The 15,252-nt window shown below is 63.4% G+C and carries 9 protein-coding genes; 8 read left to right on the top strand and 1 reads right to left on the bottom strand.

The annotated features are described in order from the left end of the window. The 4 genes from B3873_RS17815 to B3873_RS17800 all read left to right on the top strand — a co-directional run. A partial coding sequence (locus B3873_RS17815) for an ATP-binding protein (RefSeq protein ID WP_286867718.1) occupies positions 1–1,769 on the top strand: 1,769 nt, incomplete at its 5' end. Positions 1,770–1,922: 153 nt separating this feature from the next. After that, a complete protein-coding gene (locus tag B3873_RS17810) occupies positions 1,923–3,677 on the top strand; it encodes a methyl-accepting chemotaxis protein (protein ID WP_286867715.1) in 1,755 nt (584 codons plus the stop codon). 14 nt (positions 3,678–3,691) lie between these two features. Next, a complete protein-coding gene (locus tag B3873_RS17805) occupies positions 3,692–4,654 on the top strand; it encodes a chemotaxis protein (RefSeq protein WP_286867712.1) in 963 nt (320 codons plus the stop codon). 294 nt (positions 4,655–4,948) lie between these two features. Then, the gene (locus B3873_RS17800) at positions 4,949–5,395 is read left to right on the top strand and encodes a bacteriohemerythrin (protein ID WP_134223210.1); all 447 of its coding nucleotides are present in this window, start codon (positions 4,949–4,951) and stop codon (positions 5,393–5,395) included. A 50-nt stretch (positions 5,396–5,445) separates the two neighbouring features. Here B3873_RS17800 and B3873_RS17795 read toward each other — a convergent pair whose 3' ends face one another. Continuing rightward, entirely contained in the window at positions 5,446–7,074 is a 1,629-nt protein-coding gene (locus tag B3873_RS17795) for an EAL domain-containing protein (RefSeq protein WP_286867708.1), read from the bottom strand. Between the two features lie 360 nt (positions 7,075–7,434). Between B3873_RS17795 and B3873_RS17790 the strand changes: the two genes are divergently transcribed. The 4 genes from B3873_RS17790 to B3873_RS17775 form a co-directional block, all read left to right on the top strand. Next, complete coding sequence (locus B3873_RS17790) at positions 7,435–9,066, top strand: methyl-accepting chemotaxis protein (protein ID WP_286867706.1); 1,632 nt, start codon at positions 7,435–7,437, stop codon at positions 9,064–9,066. Between the two features lie 54 nt (positions 9,067–9,120). After that, positions 9,121–10,485, top strand: a complete 1,365-nt coding sequence (locus tag B3873_RS17785) for an ATP-binding protein (protein ID WP_286867704.1) — start codon at positions 9,121–9,123, stop codon at positions 10,483–10,485. Then, positions 10,482–11,828: an HD domain-containing phosphohydrolase gene (locus B3873_RS17780; RefSeq protein WP_286867703.1), complete on the top strand. Its 1,347-nt coding sequence runs from the start codon at positions 10,482–10,484 to the stop codon at positions 11,826–11,828. The genes B3873_RS17785 and B3873_RS17780 overlap by 4 nt, the downstream gene beginning before the upstream one ends. Positions 11,829–12,007: 179 nt before the next feature. Next, positions 12,008–15,252, top strand: a 3,245-nt coding sequence (locus B3873_RS17775; RefSeq protein ID WP_286867700.1) for a CHASE domain-containing protein, incomplete at its 3' end; no start/stop codon positions are given.

The following is a 15,252-nucleotide window of genomic DNA, read 5'->3' as shown; positions in this document are numbered from 1 at the left end:
CCTTCTATCCCCCCCGCCGCATCAATGATCGCCAGGGCCGCATGCTGGCCATCGTGGTGGTGGCGCTGCCCTGCGGGTTCTTTGAAGATTTCTTCAGTGCGGTGACCAAGGACAAACCCTTTTCCATCCTGCTCGCGCGCGAGGACGAGAAACCCCTGATCGCCACCTCCCTGGTGCACGACACCACCGTGCGGCGCGACATCAAGCCGCTGGCCGACCTGCACCTGCCGCGCCCGCCCGGCACCGACGCCAAGCAGCCCTATTACTTCATGCAAGCCCACTGGCTGGGCATCCACCGGCCGGTGCGCAATGCGCCGATGTACCTGGAAATCGGCGTGACCGACAAGGTCTATTTCAGCGAATGGCTGGAATCGATGTATCCCTTGATGCTGGTGGCTGCCATCAGTCTGGTCGGCCTCATCGGCGGCTTCGGCGTGGCCCTGCGCCAGGTCCAGCGGCGCGAACAGGATGCCCAGCTGGCCCTGGAACTGAAGGAAGAAGCGGACCATGCCAACGAGGCCAAATCGCGTTTCCTGGCCATGGTCAGCCATGAAATCCGCACCCCGATGAACGGCATCCTGGGCCTGTCCGAACTGCTGATGGAATCGGGCCTGTCGAGCAAACAGCAGCACTATGCCGACAGCATCCACAACGCCACCGGCGGACTGGTGCGCATCATCAACGACATCCTCGATTTTTCCAAGATCGAATCCGGCAAGCTTGATCTGGAGGGCGTGGCCTTCCACCCGGCGCGGCTGGTGCGCGAGGTGGCCGAACTGTACCGGCCCTCGATCCACAACAAGGACGTGCAGCTGGATGTGCGCATCGATTGCGACGACGCGCTCTGTCTGGTCGGCGACCCCTCGCGCCTGAAACAGGTGCTGGGCAACCTGCTGAGCAATGCCATCAAATTCACCCAGGCCGGCTATGTGCGGCTGAGCATGTCGGCGCAACGTGAAGAAGAAAGTCCGGAGCGCTGGCGGCTCTTCTTCGCCATCGCCGACAGCGGCATCGGCATTGCCCCGGAAGCGCTGGCCCAGCTGTTCCAGCCCTTCACCCAGGCCGACACCTCGATTTCGCGCCGCTTCGGCGGCACCGGGCTGGGCCTGGCCATCAGCAAGAATCTGGTGGAACTGATGGGCGGCAAGATCGCCTGCCAGAGCGTGCCGGGCCAGTCCACCAAATTCAGTTTCGACATCCTCTGCCCGGAAGGGGTGGCTGCAGCCCGCCCGGACGCGGCCCCGGAGACGGAAATGAAGAATAAGGCTTCACTTGCCCCGGAAGCCCCCGCCAGCGCAGCCTCCTTCCCGCCAGCGCCTCCCGCGCAGATGCCCCCGCTGTCGGCGCTGACGCTTCCGCCCGCACCTGCAGGCGCAGCTTCACCCCTTACCGGGGCGCGCATCCTCGTGGCCGAAGATACCGAAATCAACCGCCAGTTGCTGCGCATCCTGCTGGCGCGCCGCGGCTGCATCCTGGAAGAGGTGGAAAACGGCCAGTTGGCCCTGGATGCCCTCCGCAGTGCCAGCTATGACCTGGTGCTGATGGATTGCATGATGCCCATCATGGACGGCTACCAGGCCACCGCCGAAATCCGCGCCTTTGAACAGGCCAACGGGCGCCCGCGCACGCCCATCATCGCCCTGACCGCCAGCGCCATCGAAGGCGACCGCCAGCGCTGCCTGGATGCCGGCATGGACGACTACCTCAGCAAGCCTTTCACCCAGGTCGGGCTGATGAATGCCGTGGAAAAGTGGCTGCAAAAAGCCTGAGATCGACAAACCTGAGTTGAATTCAGGAAAATCCCTAAGAAAATAAAACAACTGCTTAAATTGTTTTATTTGATTTATTTGTTTGGCCGTCTTATGATGGTTCCTGAGCGCACATCATTATTCCAAAAGGGCGCATTTATCAGGAGTGTCATCATGAAATGGTTCTACGATCTGAAGATCGCCAACAAGCTCAACGCCGCCTTTCTGGTTGTGCTGGCATTCATCATTGCGCTGGGCGGCTTTTCGATCGCGCAACTGGCGGGGGTCAACAAGGCAGCCAGCGATGTGTCGTCCAACTGGCTCCCGAGCATCAACGCTCTGTCCAAGATCAGCCTGGCCCTGGCACGCTCCCGCAGCTTCGACATGCAACAGCTGCTGACCGACGACAAGAAGGAAGAACTGGTATCCCGCGAGCGCGCTGACAAGCAGATGGCCATCCTTGCCAAAGAGATGGCGCAATATGGCACGCTGGTGTCGGAACCGCGCGAGAAGGAGCTTTATCCCGAGATGCAGCGCAACATCGCTGCCTACCAGGAAGCTCATGTGCGCATTGTGAAACTCTTTGAAGAAGGCCAGAAGCAGGCCGGCCATGCGCTTCTCAATACCAGTTCCACCCCGGTCTACCGCAAGCTGCAAGACCAGATCAATGAACTGACCGAAGTCAACAACAAGGGAGCTATCGCTTCCGAGCAGCAGGCCAGCCAGGTCTACCAGCGCGCTCAGATGGCTATCATCGGACTGGTCGGCAGCTGCATCGCGCTGGCCATGCTCCTGTCCTGGTGGATTGCCCGCCTGGTCTCGCGTCCGCTGATCCAGGCCGTCTCGATCGCCCGCCAGGTGGCCGAAGGCGACCTCACCGCCCGCATTCCCGACAACACCGGCCGCGACGAGACCGCCCAGTTGATGGCCGCCCTGAAGCAGATGAACGACAACCTGCTCAACATCGTGCAGGAAGTCCGCACCGGCACCGACACCATCAGCACCGCCTCGGCCGAAATCGCCACCGGCAACATGGACTTGTCTTCCCGTACCGAACAACAGGCCGGTGCCCTTGAAGAAACCGCCTCGGCCATGGAAGAACTGACCTCCACCGTGCGCCAGAACTCCGACAATGCACGCCAGGCCAACCAGTTGGCGGTCTCGGCGTCGGAGGTGGCCCAGGCCGGAGGCCAGGTAGTGGGCAAGGTTGTTCATACCATGGATGCCATCAATGAATCGTCTCGTAAAATCGCAGACATCATCAGCGTCATTGACGGGATCGCCTTCCAGACCAACATCCTGGCCCTGAACGCCGCCGTGGAAGCAGCCCGTGCCGGGGAGCAGGGACGCGGCTTCGCGGTGGTCGCCTCGGAAGTCCGTTCGCTGGCCCAGCGCAGTGCCTCGGCCGCCCACGAAATCAAGGCCCTGATCGACGACTCGGTGGCCAAGGTCGATACCGGCACCAAGCTGGTCGGCGAAGCCGGCCAGACCATGAACGAGGTGGTAGCCAGCGTCAAGCGCGTCTCCGACATCGTGGCCGAGATCACCGCCGCCGGGGCCGAGCAGAGCCAGGGCATCGAGCAGATCAACAATGCCGTGGTGCAGATGGACGAAAACACCCAGCAGAACGCCGCCCTGGTCGAACAGGCTGCCGCCGCCGCCAAGGCCCTGCAGGAACAGGCAACGCGCCTGAGCCAGACGGTCGGCGTGTTCCGCCTCGATGCCAGCGACGTACCCGCCACGGTGCATGCCAAACATGCCAAGGCGGCGATGGCCACCGCAGCAGCACGCGATATCACCCCGGCTCGTCCGGCAGTGGCGGCACCGCGTACCCCGAGCATCGCCCGGTCAGCACCCGCCGCACGCCCGGCCACACCGGCCAAAAGCCAACACGACAGCGCCGACAACGGCGACTGGGAACAATTCTGAACCTCGGGGATGACATGGACGCCTTTCAAAAAGAAATCGACGAACGCACCAACCTGACCTCCAGCAACAAGTTCGAACTGCTGCTGTTCCGCCTCGGCAACCCGGAAGGGACCACCGACAAGCCGGGCGAGCTGTATGGCATCAACGTCTTCAAGATCCGCGAGATCGTCCCGATGATGGACATCACCGCCGCCGCCGGCATGCGCTCCCCGATGCTGGGCATGGTCAACATCCGCGGCCAGGTGATGTCGGTGGTGGACCTGCCGGCAGTGGCCGGATGCAAGCCGGGCCATGGACTGAACATCCTGCTCATCACCGAGTTCGCCCGGCACACCCAGGCCTTCGCGGTGGAGTCGGTGGAAGAGATCGTGCGCCTGGACTGGAGCCAGGTCCTGCCGGCCGACTCCAATGCCTCCGGCAACGTGGTCACCAGCATCGCCCGCCTCGACTCGGCCCTGGATGGTGGCCGCCTGGTGCAGGTGCTGGACGTGGAACAGATCCTCAACATGGTTTCGCCGGTCAAGGAGCAGATACAGCCGCCGACGCCGGGCAGCAACGAGTTGAAGATCAAGCCCGGATCGGTGGTACTGGCCGCCGACGATTCGCGCATGGCACGTGCCCTGATCGAGCAATGCCTGAACGATCTCAAGCTGCCGTACGTGATGGCTACCGATGGCCTGCAAGCCTGGAAGAAGCTGCAGGAGCTGGCCCGCGAAGCGGAACAGGAGCACAAGCCACTCACCGACAAGGTCGCCATGGTGCTGACCGACCTCGAAATGCCGGAGATGGATGGCTTCACCCTGACCCGCAAGATCAAGGCCTCAGACCTCTACAAACAATTGCCGGTGGTGATCCATTCTTCACTGACCGGTGCCGCCAACGAAGACCATGTGCGTTCGGTGGGCGCCGATGGTTATGTCGCAAAGTTTTCCCCGCCTGAACTGGCAGCAATGCTGCGCAAGGTGCTGCCCCCCTGACGGCACCTACTTGCAGAGCCAGGAACGGCGCTTTTTACAAGCGCACGGCCGACACCCCGTCGGCCGGCAAGACCGGCCCCACGCCACCCTGACGGTGCCGTGGGGCTTTTCTTCATATGGCCGCGGTGCAGCACTCCGCCAATCCGGGCTGGCTTGAGCTATCTCAAATTATTTCGAGGCCAGGCTCCTAGAATCGGCAGTGAACATCCCTCCGGCACGCCCGCGCCCTGCCGGCGATGCGGATGTCTCCGCCCCGACCCGCGTACGGTCGCGCCCTGTACCAGGAGGCTGGCCATGATTCCCACTGCCGATCGTGTCGTTTCCCTCGCCCCGTCTGCCGACAGCAACGGACTGGCCCAGCGCATTCCGGCCCTGCTGGCGGAGATGGATGCCGAGCACCGTGAGGTACTGGAGAGCGTGGCCGCGCTGGCGATCGTGCCGCCGGCCGGTTTTGCCAGCGCTTATGCAGCCCTGGTGGCGCAGATCGAGGCAGGATTCCGGGAAGAAGAAAAGATGATGGATGAGATGGGCTACAGCGATCTGCGTGCCCATCGCCGCGACCATGCGGAACTGCTGGCGCTGCTGCACCGGCTGCGGCCTTATCTGGACGATGGCAACGCGCCGCTGGCCGATATCGTCATGGGCATGATCCCGGCCATGCTGGTACGCCATATGGCGGGGATGGATCAGGCACTGGCGCTGGCCTTGCGTGTGCGAGCCGCTGCAGCAGGGCCATGCTGAACTGAGCACGGCCCGGCACGGATCAGGCCGGAAAATTCACCCTGTGGCGCTCAGGCATTCAAGGAGGTGGACGCAAGGTCCGTGCGGTCGCTGCGAATGCTCTGCGGCCCGGTACCGTAATCGGCCAGCGTGGCCCGGTAGAAATCAATGAACTGGTTTGCCGGCAAGGGCTTGGCGAACAGCCAGCCCTGGGCGAAGTCGACCCCGTGCTGGCCCAGATAGGCGGCCTGCTCCAGGGTTTCCACGCCTTCGGCGACGATGAACAGATTCAGGCTCTTGGCCATGGCGATGATGTGATCGATCACGGCGCTGGTGGCTGCGCCCGTGCCGATGGTGCTGACGAAGGACTTGTCGATCTTGAGCGCGTCCATGGGCAGGCCCTGCAGGTATTGCAGGTTGGAATAGCCGGTCCCGAAGTCATCGAGCGCCATCGAATGCCCCAGCTCGCGCGCCCGCGCCAGCGTCACGCGGGCCGAGGCAATGTCCATGCAGCCGCGTTCGGTGGCTTCCATCCACAACTGCTCGGTGCGGATATCGGTCCCCGCCAGCGTCTGGCTGACCACGTCGATGATGCGGCCGGTCTTGATATCGTGGGCAGCGACGTTGACCGCCACGTGCAGGGCCCGGTCGGCGCGCAGGGTATCGCCCAGTTCTTCCACCACAGCCGCGATGACCTGATCGGTCATGGGCAGGATCAGTCCGCTCTCCTCGGCCAGCGGCACGAACAGGTCCGGCCGCACGATGCTGCCATCCGGCCGCCGCCAGCGGATCAGCGCCTCGGCACCGATGCAGCGGCCGCTGGCCAGCTCGATGATCGGCTGGTAGAACACGATGAATTCCTTCTTGCGCACCGCCAGCTGCAAATCCGCCAGCGGCGACAAGCGCGCCTGCGATACCCGCAGCACCAGCATCACCAGTCCCAGCGCGAGCAGCACGCCCACCGGCAGGAACCAGCGCTGCTCGCCGGTCATGGTCTCCACCACATGCTGGCCGTCAATGATGGCGGCGGCGGTCCAGCCGTCGCGGCTGATGGTGGAGACAAAAAACCCATCGAAATCCTGGTTGCCCACGCCACGCAAGGCGCGACCGGCCATGCCGCTGGCGATGGGCATGCCGTACTGCGCGACCAGGCCGAAACCGTTGCGCGCCAGCACCACATGCACGCCATCTTCCAGCACCACGTCGACAAAGCGTTCGCGATGCACCAGCGCCGCATGGGCACCGTACTGGATGGACATCATGCTGGGCCCATCGCTGATGTAGGAAGCCTGTTCCAGCGCCACGCCGACGCCGTCCGCCGTGGTGAACACCGCCTCCGGCTGCGGACGGCGCAACGCCTGCGCGCGGCGATCCCAGGAGGTGCACTTGAGCTGGCCGTATTCGTAGTAGCCCATTTCCTCGATGGCACCGGAGTTGACGGCGATCAGGCGCATCTGCGCGATGTGCTCATCCGAGCAGGGAAACAGCAGCAGGGGCGACATCGACTTCAGCGCCCGCTGGGTGTTCTGGAAAGTGGCTTCGGCGCGATCCACGACGGACTCGGCATAGCGCGTCAGGCGCTCGATTTCGGAATCGATCACCGCCTGGCGCGACAGCCACAGCATGCCGATCACCGGCACCGTGGCCGCCACGATGGTGGCAATGACGGTCAGGACCACCACCTTGTTCTTGTTGTTCACATCGCCCCCTTGTGCTGCCGCTTGCTTCGCGGCCAGTTTGCCCCGGAATTTCTGTCTGATGCTCATCATTAGACCGCGATTAACCGATTAAATCAATTTAATCATTTTACAAATGAGTGAATCGTCTTTGCATGGCTTGGGAAAAGTCGGTGAACCACGCCTGAATAAACGATGATTATCCTTATAAATCAATGACTAATGAGATATTTCAAACGAATTGAAAAAGCGTTTTCGCCTTGATAACACAGTGGGGCCACAACAACGAATTTACCGGTTATTCCCACAAAGAATCATTTTTTTAGCGATTTCAATGAATTTATGCTTTAATGATTCCATCAATCAATTTTTCAGGAATCGATCATGCGCCTCAACCTGCCCGTCACCCAACAAGAGCGTGAGATCGAGGCTTATGCCTCCATCGTCTCCAAGACCGATATCAAGGGGCGCATCACCTACGTCAACCCAACCTTCATCCACATCAGCGGCTTCACGGAAGAAGAGCTGATCGGTGCGCCGCAGAACATCGTGCGCCATCCCGACATGCCCGAGCTGGCCTTCGCCGACCTGTGGAGCACCCTCAAGGCCGGCCTGCCCTGGACCGGACTGGTCAAGAACCGCTGCAAGAATGGCGACTTCTACTGGGTCAAGGCCAACGTCACGCCGATTTGGGAGCGCGGTAAATGCACCGGCTACATGTCGGTACGCACCAAGCCCACGCGCGCCGAGATCACCGCCGCCGAGCAGGCCTACAAGGAACTCAAGAAGGAAAGCGCCCGCATCGCCGTGCATCGCGGAGAAGTGGTGCCGACCGGCCTGCGCGGCAAGTTGCGCCAGGTCTCGCAGGTGTCGCTGAAGACCCGATTGGATCTGGGCCTGGGCACGGCGGCCGCCGGCATCTGTGCGCTGGCCTTCCTCAACGGGCAGTGTGCCGAACACGCCAGCAGCCTGCCGACGCTGGCCGCTACCGGCGTCGCCCTGGGCAGCCTGGCGCTCCTGCGCATGACCCTGGCTACGCGCATCTTCACCCCCTTGCGGCGTGCCGTGGCGCAGGCGCGCCGGGTCGCGGGCGGCGATCTGTCCGCCGCCGACCTGCAGGCGCGCCGCGATGAAATGGGTGCCCTGCTGCAGGCCATGGAACAGATGCGGGTCAACCTGGTGGCATCGGTAGGCGACGTGCGCCGCAGCGGCATGCACATCGCCCAGGCCACCGGCGAGATCGCACGCGGCAACATGGACCTGTCCTCCCGCACCGAATCGCAAGCCAGCAGCCTCGAAGAAACCGCTGCCAGCATGGAAGAGCTGGCCTCCACCGTGACCCAGAACAGCGAGAACGCGCGCCAGGCCAACCGCCTGGTGGAGGAAGCGCTGGCCACCACGCGCGATGGCGAAGCCTCCATCCACCACATCAACGACACCATGGATGCCATCCACAAGAGCGCCGAGCAGATCAAGCAGATCACCGGACTGATCGACGGCATTGCCTTCCAGACCAATATCCTGGCCTTGAATGCGGCGGTGGAAGCAGCGCGCGCCGGAGAACAGGGACGCGGCTTTGCAGTGGTCGCCGGTGAAGTGCGCAACCTGGCACAACGCTCGGCCCAGGCCACCAAGGAAATCAAACTGCTCATCGACGAATCCTCGCAGCGGGTTGGTACCGGCGTGAAGCTGGCCGGTGACATGCGCGACACCATGGGCGGCATCATGCGCTCGGTGACGCAGGCCGCTACCGCCGTGGCCGAGATCACCGCCGCCTCGGGCGAACAGCAGACCGGCATCCAGCAGGTCAACGAAGCCGTGGTCCTGATGGATGAAGTGACCCAGCGCAATGCAGCGCTGGTGGAAGAAGCAGCGGCCGCCGCCGGCAGCCTGGAGGAGTCGACGCAGCAGATGATCCAGGCCATCAGCGTGTTCAACCTGGACGGCATGGCAGCTACGGCCGTGGCCTTGCCCACGCAGGAAAACAAGCGTGTGGCCCTGCCCCGCGCTGCCTGACCTGGAGGGCGCGGCTCCAGCCCCTGATCCGGAGCCATCGCTGAGGAGGCGAACATGGGACACAGCGAAGCATTGATGGCCAACGAGTGCGCCAGCCAACGCACCCATGCCGATGACGCGCCTGACACCCGGGCGCTGGTCAAGGCCAATGCACGGTATCGCCACATCATCGGCAACACCCCCGCCATCATCTACAGCAGCGTGCCCTCGGGCGATTTCCAGCTCACGTTCGTGAGCGAGAACGCGACCCGCCTGCTGGGCTACGAGCCCTCGGAAATGCTGGACGACCCCAACTTCTGGTTCAACCACATCCACCCCGACGACACCGCCGCGATCTTTTCCAGCCTGGCCATGCTGTTCGTGGAAGACCAGAAGATCTACGAATACCGTTTCCGTACCCAGGACGGCAGCTACCTGTGGATGCACGACACCCTGCGCCTGATCCGCGATGCCGAAGGCACACCGCTGGAAGTCATCGGCCTCATGACCGACATCACCGGCCGCAAGCAGATGGAAGACACCCTGCAGCGCCAGGCCGAGGAACAGCGCGCCCTGATCGAACAGCTCAAGATGGCCCAGGCCCAGCTGATGCAGTCCGAGAAGCTGGCCTCCATCGGCCAGCTGGCCGCCGGGGTGGCGCACGAAATCAACAATCCGATCGGCTTCGTCAACGCCAACCTCAACACCCTGGGCAACTATGTGGCCACACTGCTCGAAGGCATCAAACTGTACCAGTGCGTCACCACCGGCAAACTGCCCTCCAGCGTGGCGCAGTCGGAACTGCAGGCCTTCGAGCACCGCGCCGACCTGCAGTTCCTCAGCGAAGACGTGACCGAGCTGCTGGCCGAATCCAACGAAGGCCTGCAACGCGTCAAGAACATCGTGCAGTCGCTGAAGGATTTCTCGCGCACCGGCGAGAGCAACTGGCAGATGGCGGACCTGCATCGCGGCCTGGACAGCACGCTCAACATCGCCAACAACGAACTGAAGTACAAGGTCACCATCGTCAAGCAATACGGTGAGCTGCCCATGATCAAGTGCCTGGCCTCGGAACTGAACCAGGTTTTCATGAACTTGCTGGTCAATGCCGCCCAGGCCATCCAGGAGCGCGGCAGCGTGACCATCCGCACCGAACGCTGCGGTCAGCGCGTGGCCGTCTGCATCAGCGATACCGGGCACGGCATCGCGCCGGAACACATCAACCGCATCTTCGAACCTTTCTTCACCACCAAGCCGGTCGGCAGCGGGACCGGGCTTGGACTGTCGCTGTCCTACGGCATCATCAAGAAGCATGGCGGCGATATTCATGTCAGCAGTGAACCGGGCAAAGGCACCACCTTCCGGATCGAATTGCCCATCGATCCCGCCAGCGCCCAGCCGCCGAGCAAGGCATCGGGCGAACCAGGAGAAGCATCATGACTGCCATCCAAAGCCAGGAACTCCAAACCCTGCAACAAGCCGACCCGTTCGCCCTGCCGCCGCCCTGCGTGCTGCTGGTCGATGACGAACAGAGCATCCTGTCGGCCCTCAAACGCACCTTCCGGCCCCAGGGCTATCGCCTGCTGACGGCCACCAGCGCCGAAGCCGGGCTCGACATCCTGGCCAGCGCCGATGTCGACCTGGTCATTTCCGACATGCGCATGCCCGGCATGAATGGCGCCCAGTTCCTGGCCCAGGTCAAGCAGCAGTGGCCGGCTACCATGCGCATCCTGCTGACCGGCTATTCCGAGATCGGCAGCACCATCTCGGCCATCAACGATGGCGGCATCCACCATTACCTCTCCAAACCCTGGGAAGACCGCGAGCTGCTCATGGTGGTGACCCACGCGCTGGAGGAACAGCAGCTGCGCAAGCAGAAGATGGCGCTGGAACGCAAGGTGCGCGAACAGAACCTGCAACTGGCCGATTTCAACCGCCAGCTCGAACGGCAGGTGCAGGCGCGCACGGAAGAACTGCGCCAGACCGTGCTGTTCCTGGAGAACGCCCAGGAAGAGGAACAAAAGGCCTTCCTCTCCATGCTGCACGTGTTCTCCGACATCAGCGAACTGCGCGCCGGGCTGGCCAACGGCCAGTCGGCCCGCGTCGCGCGCTGGTGCGAACAGCTGGCATTGCGGATGGGCATGAACGCCCATCACGCCAAGGAGATGATGATGGCCGGCATGCTGCATGGCATCGGGAAGCTGGACCTGTCGGATGATCTGGTGAAAAAGCCCATCGAAAAAATGAGCAGCGACGAGCTGCAGCGCTTCCTGTGGCATCCGGTGAAAGGCCAGATGCTGCTGACGCCCATCCCGACCCTGGCCGAGACCGGCGAGATCATCCGCCACCAGCACGAGCGCTATGACGGCCGGGGCGTGCCGGAAAGCCTGTCAGGCGACGCCATCCCGCTGGGCTCGCGCATCCTGGCCGTGGTGCGCGACTTCGAGGGTCTGTGCAATGGCGGCATCACCAGCCACAACGTGAGTCCCGAGAAAGCGCTGTCCATGCTGCGCACGCATGCCGGCCATCGCTATGACCCGGTGGTGGTCAACACCTTCATCGCCATGATGGAAGAACAGCGCATGGCGCTGGAACAGCAGACCCGCCTGCTGTCCCCGGCCGAGCTGCGCGTCGGCATGAAGCTGGCCGAGGACCTGCGCACCAGGTCCGGCGTGCTGCTGCTGAACAAGGAACACATACTGGACGAAGCCATCCTGGCGCGCCTGCGGCGCTTCGAGCAGATCGATGAGATGCCGCTGAAGGCGAGGATCGTGTTGCACTGATGCAACCGGTGCTTGTCGGCATGCACAAGGCCTGACGGAAAGCTTGTCAGCCGGCAAGCGTACCCGGGAATTTCCCGATTGCCCGCCCGCCTCAGGGCTGGTGCAATCAGCATGACCGGGCGCGTTGCGCCCGTTCGCGTTGGGGGACGCGATGCTGTTCCACTATAAAAAATGACACCATGACCAGAATCACCCGAAATACCTGCCTGTTCCTGCTGATCGCCTTCAGCCTCTTGCTGGCCGGCGTGGCCGGCCTGGCGCGCCTGAACCAGAAGGAGGTGCGCGACAGCCTGGCGCTGGACAGCCGCTGGATCCGCGACGACATCGAATCCCTGCTGCGCCGTTACGAACACGGCCTGCGCGGTACCCGGGGGGCCATCCTGGCCATCGGTGCGGACGACCTGAGCCGCGAAAAACTGTTGCGCTACATGGACAGCCGCGATCTGGCCCAGGAATTTCCCTGGGCCGGCGGTTTCGGCTTCATCCGCCACGTTCCGCTCGCCGCGCTGCCCGCCTACGAGAAGAAGATGCGCGAAGACCGCCTGCTGTTTTCCGGCATCAGACAGCTCGCCGACAACCCCGGCGACCGCTACGTGATCGAATACATCGAGCCCCTCGCCCCCAACCGGCCGGCCCTGGGCCTGGACATCGCCTCGTCGCCGGAACGCCGCTCGGCCGCCGATCACGCCATGCTGACCGGCCGCGCGGAACTGACCACGCCGATCAGGCTGGTGCAGAAGGAACAGCGGACGGCCAATGCCTATCTGTTCCTGCTGCCCATCTATGCCGGCTCGGTCACGCCGCCGACCATGGAGCAGCGCCAGGAAAGGATCCTCGGCTGGGCTTACGCGCCGCTGTCGGTGCACGACATCCTCTCGGAACTGAGCCGGCGCTGGAACATGCATTCGCTGGAAATCCTGGTGGAGGACGTCGCCAGCAATACCACGGCCGTCGAACTGTTCCGCAGCGGCGGCTTTGACCAGATCGAGGATGCCGTCAGTCTGCAAACGGCCGTGCCCCTCTATGGCCGGGCCTGGAAACTGAGCATCCGGGCCGCCCCCGAATACGCGCAGGCCCACCAGTTCATCAGTGATCGTGCCACGCTGCTTTCCTCCATTACGCTGGCCATGCTGATCCTGGCCAGCGCGCTGGCCTATCAGGTTTTCTCCACCCGTGAACGCAAGCTGCAGGAAGCCCGTGCCCTGCTGGCTGCCGTGGTGGACAGCTCGCCCGACGCCATCGTCACCACCGATGCCCGGGGACTGATCACTTCCTGGAACCGGGGGGCCAGCGACACCCTGGGCCTGCCCGAAGGACGCGCACTGGGCACGGCCCTCTCCACGCACGCAGCGCTGCGCGAGCTGGACCAGCACGGCAGTGCGCGCCCGCCTTCCTCAGGCTTCAGTGCCGGCACCGGCCAGCAGGAGGAGGCGCATGTGATCAGCTTGCAGGGCGAGTCGATACGCTACGCCTCGGCCCTGATGTTCCCGCTGCGCGATGGTGCCGGTCGACAGATCGGCAAGGCCTTCATGCTGCGCGACGTCACCCGCGAGAAGCGCATCGAACGCCAGTTGCACCGCATCAACGAGGAACTGGAACTGACCGTGCAGCAGCGCACCCATGCGCTGCACCAGGCCAAGACCATGCTGCAGACCGTGCTCAACGTCATGCCCTCGCTGGTCGGTTACTGGGACAAGCATCTCATCAACCGCTTCGCCAATGCCTCCTACGAGCGTGTCTTCGGGCGTGAGCATGGGGAAATCACCGGCATGTACATGCTGGATCTGGTCGGGACGGAACTGTATGAAAGCGCACTGCCCCATATTGACGCGGTGCTGGCCGGAGAGAAGCAAACCTTCGAGCGCACCTTCACCGATGCCGTCAACGGCTACAAGCATGTACTCACCACCTACATCCCCGACGTCAACGAACAAGGCGAAGTCAACGGCTTCTATGTCGTGGCGCACGACGTCACCGAGATCACCCACAACCGCAACCAGCTCAGCGAGGCACTGGCCCAGAACCAGTCGCTGCTGGACCAGGTGCAGCAGTCCAACGCCCTGCTCAACAACGTGCTCAGTTCGGCCACCGGCGTGGCCATCATCGCCACGGCACCGGACGGCGTGATCACGCTCTTCAATCGCGGGGCCGAACGCATGCTGGGCTATCGCGCCGAGGACGTGATCGGGCAGATGAAGGAGGAAGCCTTCTCGGGCCGCCTCAACAATCCCGCCATCCGCGCCCAGGCGACACTGGACGAGAAGGCCGTGAGCGACCTGCGCTACCGCCGCAAGGATGGCGTGACGCTGCCGGTCACGCGTCAGCAGACCTCCATGCTGGATCACCGCCAGCGCCACATCGGCGACCTCTACATTGCCATGGACATGAGCCTGCAGCGCCAGCAGGAAGCCGAACTGGCAGCCGCCCGCGACCAGCTGATGCTGGCCGCCGAAGTGGCCAAGCTGGGCGTGTGGGTCTGGGACCGCACCGGCGACACCTTTGAATTCAACCGCCAGATCGCCGAGATCTACGGCATCAGCGATGGCCGCAGCGGGCAGGTGACCACCTATGAGGGCTGGCGCAGGCGCGTGCATCCCGACGATGTCGGCTATGTCGAATCGGCCCTGCAGGCGGCACTGGCCGGTACCGGAGAATTCGAACCGGTGTTTCGCGTGGTGCGCGCCGACGGCAGCATCCGCTTCGTGCAGGCACGTGCCCACGTCGACCGCAACGGCATGGGCGCGCCGGTGCGCGTGATCGGCATCAACCTGGACATCACCCAGCGCATCGAATTCGAAAACAACCTGGTCGAGGCCCGTCTGAAGGCCGAACAGGCCAACTCCGCCAAGAGTCTGTTCCTGGCCAGCGTCAGCCACGAGATCCGCACCCCCATGAATGGCGTCCTGGGCATGATCCAGCTGCTGCAGAGAACGCAACCGCAGCCGGCCCAGCGCGACTACCTGAACAAGGCCGAGATCTCGGCCAAGTCCCTGCTCAACCTGCTCAATGACCTGCTGGATTTCTCCAAGATGGATGCCCAGCAGGTGCAATTGGACTTGCAGGCGTTCTCGCTGGAGCATTTCCGCCACGACCTGACCGCAGTCCTGGCCGGCAACCCGCCGCAGGAGGGCGTGAGCCTGCACATCGAACTGGATGGCGACCTGCCGCAGCGTGTGGTGGGCGATGTCTATCGACTGCAGCAAGTGCTGGTGAACCTGATCAGCAATGCGCTCAAGTTCACGCACCTGGGCCGCATCGACGTGGGACTGCGGCGGCTGGCGGCGGACAACACCCGGCAAGTGATGCTGCGGGTGGAGGTCAGCGACACCGGCATCGGCATTGCTCCGGAACGTCTGACGGACATCTTCGATGCCTTCACCCAGGCCGAAGCCTCCACCACCCGCCGCTATGGCGGCACCGGGCT

The sequence above is a fragment of the Herbaspirillum sp. UBA812 genome, assembly GCF_002296545.1.
GTDB lineage: Bacteria > Pseudomonadota > Gammaproteobacteria > Burkholderiales > Burkholderiaceae_D > Herbaspirillum > Herbaspirillum huttiense.
The sequence above is the reverse complement of the archived record's forward strand: the minus strand, read 5'-3'. Positions and strand labels throughout refer to the sequence as shown.

Excerpts from the sequence above, each read along its gene's own strand:
- B3873_RS17800 (WP_134223210.1), top strand. The coding sequence starts at position 4,949 with ATGATTCCCACTGCCGATCGTGTCGTTTCCCTCGCCCCGTCTGCCGAC.
- B3873_RS17790 (WP_286867706.1), top strand. The coding sequence starts at position 7,435 with ATGCGCCTCAACCTGCCCGTCACCCAACAAGAGCGTGAGATCGAGGCT.
- B3873_RS17805 (WP_286867712.1), top strand. The coding sequence starts at position 3,692 with ATGGACGCCTTTCAAAAAGAAATCGACGAACGCACCAACCTGACCTCC.
- B3873_RS17810 (WP_286867715.1), top strand. The coding sequence starts at position 1,923 with ATGAAATGGTTCTACGATCTGAAGATCGCCAACAAGCTCAACGCCGCC.
- B3873_RS17780 (WP_286867703.1), top strand. The coding sequence starts at position 10,482 with ATGACTGCCATCCAAAGCCAGGAACTCCAAACCCTGCAACAAGCCGAC.
- B3873_RS17785 (WP_286867704.1), top strand. The coding sequence starts at position 9,121 with ATGGGACACAGCGAAGCATTGATGGCCAACGAGTGCGCCAGCCAACGC.